General features: G+C 61.9%; 11 protein-coding genes. 8 read left to right on the forward strand and 3 right to left on the reverse strand.

What is annotated here, in order from left to right; genetic code table 11:
* Positions 1-224: 224 nt before the first annotated feature.
* Together JFT58_RS10305 and JFT58_RS10310 are read left to right on the forward strand one after the other, a co-directional pair.
* The gene (locus tag JFT58_RS10305; RefSeq protein WP_054897921.1) at positions 225-950 is read left to right on the forward strand and encodes a response regulator; all 726 of its coding nucleotides are present in this window, start codon (positions 225-227) and stop codon (positions 948-950) included.
* The gene (locus JFT58_RS10310) at positions 947-2,557 is read left to right on the forward strand and encodes an ATP-binding protein (protein ID WP_054897922.1); all 1,611 of its coding nucleotides are present in this window, start codon (positions 947-949) and stop codon (positions 2,555-2,557) included. The genes JFT58_RS10305 and JFT58_RS10310 overlap by 4 nt, the downstream gene beginning before the upstream one ends.
* 79 nt (positions 2,558-2,636) lie before the next feature.
* On the opposite strand, the gene JFT58_RS10315 is transcribed toward JFT58_RS10310, so the two are convergent.
* Positions 2,637-3,356: a 4'-phosphopantetheinyl transferase family protein gene (locus tag JFT58_RS10315; protein ID WP_054897923.1), complete on the reverse strand. Its 720-nt coding sequence runs from the start codon at positions 3,354-3,356 to the stop codon at positions 2,637-2,639.
* Positions 3,357-3,494: 138 nt separating this feature from the next.
* Between JFT58_RS10315 and JFT58_RS10320 the strand changes: the two genes are divergently transcribed.
* The 3 genes from JFT58_RS10320 to JFT58_RS10330 are packed head-to-tail and all read left to right on the forward strand — an operon-like array spanning position 3,495 to position 5,842.
* Entirely contained in the window at positions 3,495-3,803 is a 309-nt protein-coding gene (locus JFT58_RS10320) for a hypothetical protein (protein ID WP_054897924.1), read from the forward strand.
* Between the two features lie 18 nt (positions 3,804-3,821).
* Positions 3,822-4,499 carry a response regulator gene (locus JFT58_RS10325; RefSeq protein WP_003193559.1) on the forward strand — a complete coding sequence of 226 codons (678 nt, stop codon included), beginning with the start codon at positions 3,822-3,824 and terminating at the stop codon, positions 4,497-4,499.
* The gene (locus JFT58_RS10330; protein ID WP_019817208.1) at positions 4,496-5,842 is read left to right on the forward strand and encodes an ATP-binding protein; all 1,347 of its coding nucleotides are present in this window, start codon (positions 4,496-4,498) and stop codon (positions 5,840-5,842) included. Before JFT58_RS10325 ends, JFT58_RS10330 begins: the two co-directional genes overlap by 4 nt.
* Positions 5,843-5,874: 32 nt before the next feature.
* On the opposite strand, the gene JFT58_RS10335 is transcribed toward JFT58_RS10330, so the two are convergent.
* Positions 5,875-6,873: an AraC family transcriptional regulator gene (locus JFT58_RS10335; protein ID WP_054897925.1), complete on the reverse strand. Its 999-nt coding sequence runs from the start codon at positions 6,871-6,873 to the stop codon at positions 5,875-5,877.
* Positions 6,874-7,211: 338 nt separating this feature from the next.
* Between JFT58_RS10335 and JFT58_RS10340 the strand changes: the two genes are divergently transcribed.
* The 3 genes from JFT58_RS10340 (at position 7,212) to JFT58_RS10350 (ending at position 10,244) form a co-directional block, all read left to right on the forward strand.
* On the forward strand, positions 7,212-8,543 hold the full coding sequence (locus JFT58_RS10340; protein ID WP_003189258.1) for a dicarboxylate/amino acid:cation symporter: 1,332 nt from the start codon (positions 7,212-7,214) through the stop codon (positions 8,541-8,543).
* Between the two features lie 133 nt (positions 8,544-8,676).
* Positions 8,677-9,663, forward strand: a complete 987-nt coding sequence (locus JFT58_RS10345; RefSeq protein ID WP_054897927.1) for an XdhC family protein — start codon at positions 8,677-8,679, stop codon at positions 9,661-9,663.
* Positions 9,660-10,244, forward strand: a complete 585-nt coding sequence (locus JFT58_RS10350; RefSeq protein WP_054897928.1) for a nucleotidyltransferase family protein — start codon at positions 9,660-9,662, stop codon at positions 10,242-10,244. Before JFT58_RS10345 ends, JFT58_RS10350 begins: the two co-directional genes overlap by 4 nt.
* A 551-nt stretch (positions 10,245-10,795) precedes the next feature.
* On the opposite strand, the gene rne is transcribed toward JFT58_RS10350, so the two are convergent.
* Complete coding sequence (rne, locus tag JFT58_RS10355; protein WP_435531708.1) at positions 10,796-13,954, reverse strand: ribonuclease E; 3,159 nt, start codon at positions 13,952-13,954, stop codon at positions 10,796-10,798.
* Positions 13,955-14,438 lie beyond the last annotated feature (484 nt).

A 14,438-nucleotide genomic window follows, 5' to 3' on the forward strand; every position in this document is an offset into this window, starting at 1 on the left:
GCATGGCTACAATCGGCCTTTGTTATGCCTTCAAAACATGACAAACAGGCTATGCCTGCGCAGGATCAATATGTGGGAGCTGGCTTGCCTGCGATGGGGGTGTATCAGCCACCAACAGGCGCGCTGACCCACCGCCATCGCAGGCAAGCCAGCTCCCACACCGACCGTATTTCACATTCGATTGTGTCGGCCAGAAGAACGTCTTATAAAAAAGAGGACACTGCATGGAGCAAGAAGCCTGGCAGATACTGATCGTCGAGGACGACGAGCGACTCGCCGAGTTGACCCGTGAGTACCTGGAAAGCAATGGCCTGCGTGTGTCCGTGGAAGGCGATGGTGCCAAGGCCGCGGCGCGCATCATCGCCGAGCAGCCGGACCTGGTGATCCTCGACCTGATGCTGCCCGGCGAAGACGGCCTGAGCATCTGCCGTAAAGTGCGCGAGCGCTATGACGGCGTGATCCTGATGCTTACCGCGCGCACCGACGACATGGACCAGGTGCTGGGCCTCGACATGGGCGCCGACGACTACGTGTGCAAACCCGTGCGCCCGCGGTTGTTGCTGGCGCGTATCCAGGCGCTGCTACGCCGCAGCGAGCCGGTCTTGCCGCCCGCAATGGAACATCAACGCCGCCTGCAGTTTGGCCCATTGGTGGTGGACAATGCCTTGCGCGAAGCCTGGTTGCATGAGGGCAGCATCGAACTGACCAGCGCTGAATTCGACTTGCTGTGGCTGCTGGTCGCGAACGCCGGGCGCATCCTGTCCCGCGAAGAAATCTTCATAGCGCTGCGTGGTATCGGCTATGACGGCCAGGATCGTTCCATTGACGTGCGTATCTCGCGCATTCGGCCAAAGATCGGCGACGATCCGCTCCACCCACGCCTGATCAAGACCATCCGCAGCAAAGGCTACCTGTTCGTCCCCGAAGCCGCTGCCGATATGCCGCTGTGAACTCGATCTTCCTGCGCATCTACGGCGGCATGTGCGCGGCGCTGATCCTGGTGGCGTTGCTCGGCGCCCTGGCACTGCACCTGCTTAATGACGTGCGCAGCGGCCAGTACCGTGAGCGCCTGGCCCACGGCACCTTTGCGTTGATGGGCGATAACCTGCAACCCATGAGCACCATTGAACGGCAGCGCGCCTTGGCGGTGTGGGAGCGCTTGCTGGGCATCCCGCTGGAGCTGCGCACGTTCACCGATGCGCAATTGGACCTGGGCCAGCGCAACCGCCTGCAACGCGGCCAGGTCCTGGTTGAGCAGACCGGGCCTCATGCGGCGCGGGTGCTGCGGTTGGTCAGCGAGCAAGAGCAATTGGTGCTCACCGGCGAAGTGCAGCAGATCAGCGAGCAATTGGCCCGTGCGACTATTTACCTGCTGGCCGACGAACTGGTGCGTTTCCCGGTGGCCGAACAGCCCCAGCGCCTGGCCGACATCAAACACGCCAAGGGTTTTGGTTTTGAAATGCACCTGATGGCCCTTGACCAGGCCGACATGGACGACGACCAGCGTCGTCGCGTCGCGGAGGGCGATACGGTGATGGCGCTGGGCAAGGGCGGCGATTCGATTCGCGTGTTTGCCGGCATGGTCGGCACCCCATGGGTACTGGAGATCGGCCCGCTGTACCAGATGAACCCGTACCCGGCGCAATGGCTGATCCTGATCACCTTGATCGGCCTGACTTTGATCGGCTTGATCGTCTATTTGCTGGTGCGTCAACTTGAGCGCCGGCTCAAAGGTCTTGAGGCGGCGGCTACGCGTATCGCCAAGGGCAACCTGGAAGTGCGCGTACCCGCTCGCGGTGCAGACTCGGTCGGGCGGCTGGCGGCAGCTTTCAATGGCATGGCCGAGCACCTGCAGCAATTGCTGGCGATTCAGCGTGAGCTGGTGCGGGCGGTCTCCCACGAGCTGCGCACTCCGGTCGCGCGCCTGCGTTTTGGCCTGGAGATGATCGGTGACGCCGCCACGCCCGAGGCGCGGCGCAAGTACCTGGAGGGTATGGATGGCGATATCCAGGACCTTGATGGCCTGGTGGACGAGATGCTCACTTATGCCCGCTTGGAACAGGGTGCGCCGGAACTGAATTTCCAGCGCGTGGACCTTAATGCATTGCTCGACCAGGTGATTGGCGAATTATCGCCATTGCGCCCGCAGGTCACCGTCACCCGGGGTATTTGCCTGTCCTCGGCACATTGGGATGACGCCTGGGTCGACGCTGAACCGCGCTACTTGCACCGTGCCCTGCAAAATCTGGTGAGTAACGCCATGCGCCACGCCAGAGGCCAGGTGTTGATCAGTTATCAGGTGGGGCAGGTGCGCTGTCGCATCGATGTGGAAGACGACGGCCCCGGTGTGCCGGAAGGCGCCTGGGAGCGGATCTTCACGCCGTTCCTGCGCTTGGATGACAGCCGTACCCGCGCCTCTGGCGGGCATGGCCTGGGTTTGTCGATCGTGCGGCGGATTATCTATTGGCACGGCGGGCGGGCGTTGATCAGCAAGAGCAATAACCTGGGTGGGGCGTGTTTCAGCCTGAGCTGGCCCAGGGATCAGAATAAACCCTGAAACCGCTATCGTAGGCAAGCCAGCTCCCACAGGTGAATGCGTTCCCAATGTGGGAGCCGGGCTTGCCCGCGATGGTGGCCTACCAGGCGCTGATAGCCACCAGGCTCAACAACTGCTCCCCTTGCACCACAAACTGCCCTTCCAGCTCTTTGCCATGGCCCCACTCTTGCGAAAGATCGGTCAGCAACCGCAACCGCACCCTCCCAGCCGCTGACCACTCCAGCACCTCGGCATGCTCGAAATAAAAGCGCTTGTGCACGATCGGATAGAGCGCCTTGAACAAGCTTTCCTTCACCGAAAACGTCAGCGTCACCAGCAAGGCGTGTTGCTCACGGGGCAGGGCGGCCATGCGCTGGAGCTCATCGGCCGTCAAAATTTCCCCGGCCAGGCGTTCGGCCCGTTCCACCGTCAGCAGATGCTCCAGGTCCATGCCCAGCCCGCGCCATTGCGCCTTGTGCCCGACAATCGCCGCAGCGTGCCCGGTGCTGTGGGTGATGGAACCACTGATATGCCCTGGCCAGACCGGGGAACGGTCTTCGCCGATGGCCGGGATGCAGTGCAGATGATCGAGTCGTTGCAGCGCTTCGCGCGCGCACAGGCGGCCGGCGAGAAATTCCGCCTGGCGCTTGGCGACCGAGCGTTGGATGCTCGCGGGCGGCGGCACATCGCAGCGCTGAAAATCGCCGTGGCTCAATAAAGCCGGGTCGAATCGCGTGCTCAAAAACACCGTGCCCGGCAAAGAAACCGGCAACGGCCAATGATCATCGAGTGGGGTGCAGCAAGCGGGTAGGGGCGTCATGCGCGGTATTTTGCCGAGTTGGTGCGCCAGTGGATAGCCCGATGCGGTTCAGCTGCGGTTCAGAGCCCGTTCAGGGGGAGTTCAGGGGCGCCTGCGTAGTCTGGGCCCCACAGCCTAAATGCGTATGAGGTAACCACCATGACTGCGATCAAAAAGCTGATGTTGGCCTTGACCATGCTCGGCGCCGCTGCCGGCGTGCAGGCGTCCGATGGCGCCTTTGCGGCCTTTGGCAGCGAGAAAACCAAGAAATCCAGCAACCTGATCCATCGTGTCAGCTTCGAAGACGCCGGCACCCAGGCCGCGCCGTGGGGCCAGGCCCTGGGCGCTACCCCTGCGCAACCCGACTATCGCAGCGGCTACGCGCACCTGACTGGCCACTACAATGGCATAAAACTGCGCCCCCAAGAGCTGCAGGGCCGCTATGATATCCCCCTGTCGGCTAGTTGAATTGCAGTGGAGAACCTTATGAAATTGCTGGTGGTGGAAGATGAGGCGCTGCTGCGTCATCACCTGTTTACCCGCCTGACCGACAGCGGGCATGTGGTCGAAGCCGTGGCCAATGCCGAAGAAGCCCTGTACCAGACCGGCCAGTTCAACCATGACCTGGCGATCATCGACCTTGGCCTGCCCGGCATGGGCGGCCTGGACCTGATTCGCCAGTTGCGCACCCAGACCAAGACCTTCCCGATCCTGATCCTCACCGCCCGCGGCAACTGGCAGGACAAGGTTGAAGGCTTGGCGGCCGGGGCCGACGATTACGTGGTCAAGCCGTTCCAGTTCGAAGAGCTGGAGGCACGCATGAACGCCTTGCTGCGCCGCTCCAGCGGTTTTACCCAGTCGACTATCGTTGCCGGGCCGCTGCTGCTGGACCTCAACCGCAAGCAAGCCTCCCTGGACGAGCAACCCTTGGCGCTGACCGCCTACGAGTATCGGATCCTCGAATACTTGATGCGTCATCATCAACAAGTGGTCGCCAAAGACCGTTTGATGGAGCAACTGTACCCGGATGACGACGAGCGCGATCCAAACGTGATCGAAGTGCTGGTCGGCCGCCTGCGCCGCAAGCTGGAAGGCCCGGCCGGGTTCAAGCCGATCGACACCGTGCGTGGCCTGGGCTACCTGTTCAATGAGCGCTGCCGTTGATTCGTTCGCTACGTGTGCGCCTGATGCTGGCGGCCGCCACCCTGGCCGTGCTGTTTATGCTCGGCCTGTTGCCGGCCATGCAAGGCGCGTTCAGCCTGGCGTTGCAGGATTCCATCGAACAGCGCCTGGCGTCGGATGTGACCACCCTGATATCTGCGGCGCGGGTCGACAATAACCGCCTGCTGATGCCGGCGCAGTTGCCCGATGAGCGTTTCAACCTCACCGACAGTCGGCTGCTGGGCTATATCTACGACCGGGAAGGCCATCTGGTATGGCGCTCGCGGGCGACCCAGGAAGAAAACATCAACTACAAACCGCGCTACGACGGGCGCGGCAACGAGTTTGCGCGCATTCGCGAGGCCAATGGCCAGGAATTTTTCGTGTATGACGTCGAGGTCCGGCTGCTGGGAGGCAAGAGCGCGGCGTTCAGCATTGTCGCCCTGCAGCCGGTACGCGAATACCAACTGACCCTCGAAGGCCTGCGCGAGAACCTCTACCTCGGGTTCGGCGCGGCCTTGCTGGTGTTGTTGACGCTGTTGTGGCTGGGCCTGACCTGGGGCCTGCAAGCCCTGCGACGCCTGAGCCATGAACTCGACCAGATCGAAGGCGGCACCCGCGAAAGCCTCAGCGAAGAACACCCCCGCGAACTGCTGCGCCTGACCGGCTCCCTGAACCGCTTGCTGCACAGCGAGCGCGAACAGCGTGCGCGCTACCGCGACTCCCTCGATGACTTGGCTCACAGCCTGAAAACGCCACTGGCGGTGTTGCAGGGCGTGAGCGAAGACATGGCCCAGCGCCCCGAAGAACGTAGCCAGGCGTGGGTGCTGCAATCGCAGATCGAACGCATGAGCCAGCAGATCGGTTACCAACTGCAGCGTGCCAGCCTGCGTAAAAGTGGCCTGGTGCGCCACCAGGTCCGCCTGGAACCGGTGGTGCAAAGCCTGTGCGATACATTGGAAAAAGTTTACCGCGACAAGCGGGTCACCGTGACCTTCGATTTACCGCAGGCCTGCGAAGTGCCCATCGAGAAGGGCGCGTTGCTCGAAATGCTCGGCAACCTGCTGGAAAACGCCTACCGCCTGTGCCTCAAGCAAGTGCGTATCAGCCTGGTGGAAAACCTCGATGGCATTGAGCTGTGTATCGAAGACGACGGCCCCGGCGTACCACCGGACCAGCGTGCACGGATCCTGCAGCGCGGCGAACGGCTAGATCGCCAGCACCCGGGGCAGGGGATCGGGCTGGCGGTGGTCAAGGACATCATCGAAAGCTATCACGCGCGGTTGACGTTGGGGGATTCAGCGTTGGGTGGGGCGGCGTTCAGGATTCACTTTCCTGCCTTGTGATCTGCACTGGCCTCATCGCAGGCAATACACCGCTAACTCTCCTGCGCTCTGTAGGCCCCCGGCGTCAGCCCCGTCCACTTCTTGAACGCCCGATGAAACGCCGACGGTTCGGAAAACCCCAACTGCTCGGCGATCTCCTGCAAAGACAAATCCGCCCGCCCCAGGTGGTAAATGGCGATATCCCGGCGTAACTCATCTTTCAATGCCTGAAAGCTCGTGCCTTCTTCGCGCAGGTGCCGACGCAGGGTCTGTGGGCTGATGTGCAAGTGCTGGGCGACGGCTTCCAGGTCTGGCCAGGGCGTGCGGTCGCGGCTCAGCAGGCGGCGCAACTGGCTGCTCAGGCTGTCACCTTCATCCGGCCGGGACAACAAGTCGGCAGGGGAGCGCTGCAAGAAGTGCTTGAGGGTGCGTTCATCCTGCAACAGCGGCAGGCTCAGGTAGCGGCTGGGAAACACCAGGCTGCTGGTCGGCGCGCCGAACACCTGGGGGCAGGGGAACAGCAGGTCATATTCACCGGCATGGGCCGGCATCGGGTAACTGAAGGTGGCCTGCTGCAGCCGGATACGCTGGCCGATCAACCAACTGCCCAGGCGATGCCAGATCACCAGGAGGCATTCACTGAGGAAGTGGTCCGGGTCCCATAGCTGTGAGTCGTCCAGGCTCAGGCGCGCCATGTCGCCTTCTTTGGTCAGCTGCCAGCGTGGGCCTTGGGGGAACAGGCTATAGAACAATAAGCCGCGCTCCAGCGCCTTCTCCAGCGTGCGGCAATGGATCAGCGCGTGGCACATCATGGCGAAAGTGCCGCGTTTGCTCGGCCCTTCGGCAAACCCCAGGTATTCGTCATCCAACCCCAGCCAGAGCATTTGCAGCAAGCGGGCAAATTGCTCTGGAGCGATGCGGGCGCGGGGTTCGGTCAGCAGTTCCGGGGTGATGCCCACCTGCTGCAACACCCCCGAGTAGTCGAAACCGGCTCGGCGCGCACCGCCGAGGGCCGCTCGGGCGTAATGGCTGGCGATGGTACGTTCACGCATGCAAGGGCCTCATCCATGGAGTGGCGGATGGTAGCCATCACCCAGTGGGGCGACAAGGCGGATATCCGCCAAATTGTAGGACGAGACAGGATGAGTGGGCGGAAATCCGCCACTGTGTTGCACTCTCCGGAGTCGCCCGTGAACCCAAAGCCCTCATGTCTAAAGGCCTTCAGCGCGTTTAAGCAAAGTGGCACGCTGTTTGCGATAAGGATTACAGCGCAGGCTTGCTCCTACAGGCTTCGCAAACAACAAATCCCTCCAGTGCAGGAGGGTTCGCAATTCAAGTGCCGTGGGCAATGGCGGATATTTGCCACACGGGACGATTGAGGAACTTTGCAATGACGACTCGTCAGCCAATCTACAAATCCCTGTATTTCCAGGTGATCGTTGCAATCGTTATCGGTATTTTGCTCGGCCACTTCTACCCGCAGACCGGCGTGGCCCTCAAGCCACTGGGTGACGGCTTTATCAAGCTGATCAAAATGGTCATCGCCCCGATCATCTTCTGTACCGTGGTCAGCGGCATCGCTGGCATGCAAAGCATGAAGTCGGTGGGCAAGACCGGCGGCTACGCGCTGCTGTACTTCGAAATCGTTTCCACCATCGCCCTGCTGATTGGCCTGGTCGTGGTCAACGTGGTGCAGCCGGGCGCCGGCATGCACATCGACGTCGCGACCCTGGATGCTTCCAAAGTGGCGGCCTACGTCACCGCCGGTAAAGACCAGAGCATCGTCGGCTTTATCCTCAACGTCATCCCGAACACCATCGTCGGCGCCTTCGCCAACGGCGACATCCTGCAAGTGCTGATGTTCTCGGTGATCTTCGGTTTCGCCCTGCACCGCCTGGGTGCCTACGGCAAGCCGGTGCTGGACTTCATCGATCGCTTCGCCCATGTGATGTTCAACATCATCAACATGATCATGAAGCTCGCGCCAATCGGTGCCCTGGGTGCCATGGCGTTCACCATCGGCGCCTACGGTGTCGGTTCCCTGGTGCAGTTGGGCCAGTTGATGATCTGCTTCTACATCACCTGCATTCTGTTCGTGGTGCTGGTGCTGGGCGCTATCTGCCGCGCTCACGGTTTCAGCGTGTTGAAGCTGATCCGCTACATCCGTGAAGAACTGCTGATCGTACTGGGCACCTCGTCGTCGGAATCCGCACTGCCGCGTATGCTGATCAAGATGGAACGCCTGGGCGCGAAGAAGTCCGTGGTCGGCCTGGTGATTCCAACCGGTTACTCCTTCAACCTCGACGGTACGTCGATCTACCTGACCATGGCGGCCGTGTTCATCGCCCAGGCGACCGACACCCACATGGACATCACGCACCAGATCACCCTGCTGCTGGTGCTGCTGCTGTCGTCCAAAGGCGCTGCTGGCGTGACCGGTTCGGGCTTCATCGTACTGGCCGCCACCCTGTCGGCCGTTGGCCACCTGCCGGTTGCCGGCCTGGCGCTGATCCTGGGTATCGACCGTTTCATGTCCGAAGCCCGTGCGCTGACCAACCTGGTGGGTAACGCAGTTGCCACCATCGTTGTGGCCAAGTGGGTCAAGGAACTGGACACCGACAAGCTGCAAAGCGAGCTGGCGTCTGGCGGTACCGGTATCTCCGAAACCCGCGAGCTCGATGACCTGGGCGTGGCTGAAGGCCCGGCGCCTGTCGTCAAGTAAGTGGCTGCGGGCGTGAACTGACGCCAGCGCTATCCGTAAACGCCCCGACTGGTTCGGGGCGTTTGCGTTTCTGGCGGGATACAACCGATATTTTTGGTTTACAGTGAGCGCGACAGTACTTACCGGAGGCCTGATGGACAGTGTGGATCTGAACGTCCTGCGCAGCGTGCTGCAATGGCGCCGCGCCGGGCAGCGCGTGATGTTGTACAGCGTGGTGCAAACCTGGGGCAGCGCGCCGCGCCCGCCGGGAGCGATGCTGGCCCTGCGCGGTGATGGTGTGGTGATTGGTTCGGTGTCGGGCGGTTGCATCGAGGATGACTTGATCGCGCGCCTGCAGGACGGCCGCTTACCCGCTGACGGCCCGCCCGTGCAGTTGGTGACCTACGGCGTCACCCGCGACGAGGCGGCGCGTTTTGGCCTGCCCTGCGGCGGCACCCTGCGGCTCACCGAGGAGCGCGTGGAAGAGTGGGGTTGGGTCGAAACGCTGCTGGCGCGTTGTGAAGATCATCAGATAGTCGCTCGCGAGCTGAACCTGGCCACCGGCGAAGTGACCTTGAGCGCCGCCAGCAAGACCGACGTGGTGAGCTTCGACGGCGAACGCTTGCGCGCCATCTATGGCCCGCGCTGGCGCCTGCTGTTGATCGGCGCCGGGCAGCTGTCGCGCTACGTAGCGGAAATGGCACGTCTGCTGGATTTCGAAGTGCTGATCTGCGACCCCCGCGAAGAGTTCGTCTATGGCTGGGAAGACCAGCATGGCCGCTTTGTGCCGGGCATGCCCGACGAGGCGGTGTTGAATATCCATACCGATGAACGCACGGCTATTGTTTGCCTGACCCACGATCCACGTCTGGATGACATGGCGTTGCTGACGGCGCTGAACTCCACGGCGTTCTATATCGGCGCCCTGGGTTCGCGGGTCAATACCCAGAAGCGTCGGGAGAACCTGGCCGCGCTGGGCCTGTCGGCGGAGGCCATTGCGCGCTTGCACGGGCCGATCGGCCTGCACATCGGCAGCCATACGCCGGCGGAAATTGCGCTGTCGCTGATGGCGGAAATTGTTGCGATCAAGAACGGTGTGGCACCGATGCAGAAGAAACCGATGGCAGTGGTGGCCGAGTGACTGTGGCGGCGATTGTGCTGGCGGCGGGGCAGGGCAGTCGTTTTCGTGCTGAAGCTGGAGCTGATCAAGACAAATTGCTCGCCGCGTGTGTGGGGCTGGATGGTGTTAGCCGGCCGGTCATCGAGCAGGTGCTGCGCAACTTGCCTAAGCGTGTTGTAACGCGCTGGCTAGTGACGTCGCCGGAGCGCGGGGAGGTTATCCGCCTGGCAGAGGCTTATGGCTGTCAGGTTGTACTGCTGGATTCGAGCGGTATGGGCGACAGCATTGCGACGGCGGTCAAGGCCAGCGGTGCAGCGGATGGGTGGCTGGTGGTGTTGGGGGATATGCCGTTTATTCAGTCATCGAGTATCGAACGGGTGATTGCCAGCGTGGAGGGCATCACTGTGCCGGTATCTGCCGGGCAGTACGGGCACCCGGTGGCTTTCCATCACAGGTTTGGGCCGGCGCTGATGGCTCTGAGTGGGGATCGTGGGGCCAGGCCGTTGTTTGCACAAACTCAGGTGCGAGAAGTGCAGGTAGATGATCCTGGTGTGCATTGGGATGTGGATGTGCCGCAACGGTTGAGTTTTACTGCAGGTTAAGTGTGGCAGCTGGCTTGCCTGCGATAGCCATAGGTATCTACTTAGAGCCGACGTTGGACCTGTGGCGAGGGAGCTTGCTCCCGTAACGGCCTGATAGCCGGCGCTTATCTACCTGACGCACCACCGTCCAATGTGGGAGCTGGCTTGCCTGCGATAGCGGCCTGACAGTCAACACAGTTGGATTGTGTACATATCCATTCCTGCGGTAACGGCCACTTAAGGTTCCGCCCTGACGGCGGCTAAATCGCTGCCGGTTCACCCCCAAAATCCCTGTCGAATACCGGCCGGCGTGGTTTGACGGGGCGCCTAAGATCAAAAGCAGATCAAGAGCGACTCGCTTCGCATCGTGGTTACCGTCTGCCGTTACAGCCCACAAAGTTGTGTAGATACCTCTGCTGCGATAGCGGTGTGTCAGTCACCGCCACGCTGGCTGAATCGACGCTATCGCAGGCAAGCCAGCTCCCGCAGTGATCGCATTCCAGGTTGAGATAATCAGCCACTAAAAAGCCCCGCCTGATCACTCAGGCGGGGCTTTTTAGTGGCTTATGGAATCAGACGAGGGGTTTAGGCTCGTGCTCTGCTTCCTGGGCCTCGTGCTCTACCGCCTTGGCTGCGGCTGCAGCAGCTTCGGCTTCCTTGCGGCGACGACGCACTTCACGCGGGTCGTTCGGCGCACGGCCGTTTTCGGTGAGGGCGCTTGCAGGTGCAGCTTCAACCACAGGGGCGGCCACTTCGGCAACCACTGGGGCTTCAACTTCAACCACGGGCGCAGGCTCAGCAACCGGCGTCGGCTCAACCACTGGGGCTGGCTCGGCGACGACTTCAGCAACCGGTGCCGGTGCTTCTTCTACCACTGGGGCAGGCGCTGGCGCTTCAACCGGTGCAGCCGGTTCGGCGGTCCACTGGAAGGCGGTCTGTTCTTCGCGAACTTCACGCACAGCCGGGGCAGCTTCTTCGACCACCGGAGCTTCTACAGCCGCTTCGACTACTGGCTGAGGCTCAACCGATGGAGCTGGTTCAACGGCAACCACGTCGGTTTCTGGCTGTGCATCGCGAACCGGGGCAACTTCCACTTCCGGAACCGCTGGGGCTTCGACAGGGGTCGTGGCTTCAACGACTGGCGCTTCAACAACCGGCGCTTCAACCGCTGGGGTTTCGGCGGCTGGCGCTTCTACGGCAACAGTGTCTTCGATGGCAGCGGTAGCACGTTCGGCTTGCTCGTGAGCCTGGGCTTCAGCAGGTGCGCTGATGACTGAGCTGGCAACGGCAGCGGTAACGGCCAAACCGGCAGCCAGTTCGGCGCCTGTTGGCTCGTTGTTGGCAGCTTCTGCGTTCTCGCCGGTTTCTTCCGAACCTTCGATTACGTTGCCGTTGGCATCACGCTGACGCTCACGACGGTTGCTGCGACGACGCTGGCCGCGGGAGCGGCGGCGTGGACGATCGCCTTCGGCGTTGTCCTGGCCGTCTTCCTGCAACTGCTCTTCGCCGGTCAGTACTTCTTCTTCGGTGGCAGCAGCGGCTTGCTCGGCGCGTGGTTGACGCTCTTCACGTGGCGGGCGCGGTTGGCGCTCTTCGCGTGGTGCGCGTTCTTCACGCGGCTGGCGGGCCGGGCGTTCTTCGGTGCTAACGGCTGCGGCAGCGGCAACGGCAGGTGCCGCGTCCAGAGGCTCGCGCAGTTCACGCACGCGTTCTTCACGCTCGCCACGTGGCTTGCGGTCTTCACGTGGAGCGCGTGGGGTACGTGGGGCGCGCTCTTCACGCGGTGCACGTTCTTCACGGGCGACGGTCGGGGTTTCTTCGCGGGCTTCGCGAGGCGCACGCTCTTCACGTGGTGCGCGTTCTTCACGCGGGGCACGTTCTTCGCGAGGCTTGCGCTCTTCGTCACGGCGGCCGTTGCGGTTACGGCTCTGCTGGCGACCGTTGCGACGCTCTTCGTTGCGCGCCGGGCGCTCGGTGGCAGGTTTTTCAACCACAACCGGGGCAGCAGGCTCTTCCTTGGTGGCGAACAGGCTGACCAGCGACTTCACCAGGCCCTTGAACAGGCTTGGCTCAGGCAGCGCGGCCGGCGCGGCAACCGGGGCGGCAGCTTCGGTCGGTACCGGTGCGTTGGCACGGGCCGGTGCAGTCTTCACCGCGGCTTCCTGGCGAACCAGGGTGCGGGTCGCAGCGGCTGGCTGGACTTCTTCGACTTCGGCGGCAGCCGCGGCGATTTCATAGCTGGACTGCCCGCTATGGGCTTCCGGGCTGTCGTCACGCAGGCGCTGTACTTCGAAGTGCGGCGTTTCGAGGTGATCGTTCGGCAGGATGACGATACGGGCACGGGTGCGCAGTTCGATCTTGGTGATCGAGTTGCGTTTTTCATTGAGCAGGAAGGCGGCAACCGGAATCGGCACTTGTGCGCGAACTTCGGCGGTACGGTCTTTCAGGGCTTCTTCTTCGATCAGGCGCAGGATCGCTAGGGACAGCGATTCAACGTCACGGATGATGCCTGTGCCGTTGCAACGCGGGCAGACGATGCCGCTGCTCTCGCCCAGGGATGGACGCAGGCGCTGACGGGACATTTCCAGCAGGCCGAAGCGCGAGATGCGGCCGACTTGCACGCGAGCGCGGTCAGCTTCCAGGCACTCGCGGACTTTCTCTTCCACGGCGCGCTGGTTCTTGGCAGGGGTCATGTCGATGAAGTCGATCACGATCAGGCCGCCGATGTCACGCAGGCGCAGCTGGCGGGCGATTTCTTCAGCCGCTTCCAGGTTGGTCTGCAGGGCGGTTTCTTCGATGTCGCTGCCTTTGGTCGCACGTGCCGAGTTGATGTCGATGGACACCAGGGCTTCGGTCGGGTCGATCACGATGGAGCCGCCGGAAGGCAGCTCGACCACGCGCTGGAAAGCGGTCTCGATCTGGCTTTCGATCTGGAAACGGTTGAACAGCGGAACGCTGTCTTCGTACAGCTTGATCTTGCTGGCGTACTGCGGCATCACCTGGCGGATGAAGGTCAGGGCTTCGTCCTGGGCTTCAACGCTGTCGATCAGCACTTCGCCGATGTCCTGGCGCAGGTAGTCGCGGATGGCGCGGATGATCACGTTGCTTTCCTGGTAGATCAGGAACGGCGCGGAACGATCCAGGGACGCCTCTTTGATAGCGGTCCACAGTTGCAGCAGGTAGTCGAGGTCCCACTGCATTTCTTCGCTGCTGCGGCCAAGGCCTGCAGTGCGCACGATCAGGCCCATATCGGCCGGTGCGATCAGGCCGTTCAGCGCTTCACGCAGTTCGTTGCGCTCTTCGCCTTCGATGCGACGGGAAATACCGCCTGCACGTGGGTTGTTCGGCATCAGCACCAGGTAACGACCGGCGAGGCTGATGAAGGTGGTCAGGGCTGCGCCCTTGTTGCCACGTTCTTCTTTTTCGACCTGGACGATGACTTCCTGGCCTTCGCTCAGGACGTCCTTGATGTTCACGCGGCCTTCAGGGGCTTTCTTGAAGTATTCGCGGGAGATTTCTTTGAGGGGCAGGAAGCCGTGGCGCTCGGAGCCGAAATCGACAAAGGCAGCCTCAAGGCTTGGTTCGATGCGAGTGATACGGCCTTTATAAATGTTGGCCTTTTTCTGCTCGCGTGCACCGGATTCGATGTCCAGGTCGTAGAGGCGTTGGCCATCTACCAGTGCAACACGCAACTCTTCGGGTTGAGTTGCGTTAATCAGCATTCTTTTCATGTTGTACCGTCGGTTTCCGGGCTGCCGGAAACGGCGTTCGGCACACACGACTTCTCACGGTCGGTGTCAGGTGCGTCAAGAGTGGTTGGCCACTCCAGTGTCCAGCAAAACCTGCCAATTGGGCGGGTATCGCGACGGACGCGTCCTGCTTGTTAGCGGTGGTGACAAAGGCACCACTTCAACAAAAGCTAAGGTCAGGAGGAGGAATCAACCGGCGACTGTGGACGAGATGAAGCGTCTAAATATAAGCCTAGTGCTACACGGTCCGACGGTTGTGCATCTCCACCCTACACGTATCCCTGATAATTCGGGTGCTGCCGCGCGCAGAATCCGCAGCGGGTTGGCATTTACCGTGTTCTCCAATGGGGAGTCCACGCTCATGGCTAAACAAGACTAGGTGTGGGCGGTTGCGCTCTCACTCAGCTCTTAACAGGCGTTGTTTCCGAAGCATTCGCCATGGTCTGGCTCAAAACTGACTGCACTT

This window comes from Pseudomonas sp. MF6767 (assembly GCF_016405475.1).
Taxonomy (GTDB): Bacteria; Pseudomonadota; Gammaproteobacteria; order Pseudomonadales; family Pseudomonadaceae; genus Aquipseudomonas; species Aquipseudomonas paracarnis.

Bases quoted from the DNA above. Each gene is read 5' to 3' on its own strand.
- JFT58_RS10305 (WP_054897921.1), top strand. From the start codon at position 225: ATGGAGCAAGAAGCCTGGCAGATACTGATCGTCGAGGACGACGAGCGA.
- JFT58_RS10315 (WP_054897923.1), bottom strand. From the start codon at position 3,356: ATGACGCCCCTACCCGCTTGCTGCACCCCACTCGATGATCATTGGCCG.
- JFT58_RS10320 (WP_054897924.1), top strand. From the start codon at position 3,495: ATGACTGCGATCAAAAAGCTGATGTTGGCCTTGACCATGCTCGGCGCC.
- JFT58_RS10325 (WP_003193559.1), top strand. From the start codon at position 3,822: ATGAAATTGCTGGTGGTGGAAGATGAGGCGCTGCTGCGTCATCACCTG.
- JFT58_RS10335 (WP_054897925.1), bottom strand. From the start codon at position 6,873: ATGCGTGAACGTACCATCGCCAGCCATTACGCCCGAGCGGCCCTCGGC.
- JFT58_RS10340 (WP_003189258.1), top strand. From the start codon at position 7,212: ATGACGACTCGTCAGCCAATCTACAAATCCCTGTATTTCCAGGTGATC.
- JFT58_RS10345 (WP_054897927.1), top strand. From the start codon at position 8,677: ATGGACAGTGTGGATCTGAACGTCCTGCGCAGCGTGCTGCAATGGCGC.
- rne (WP_435531708.1), bottom strand. From the start codon at position 13,954: ATGAAAAGAATGCTGATTAACGCAACTCAACCCGAAGAGTTGCGTGTT.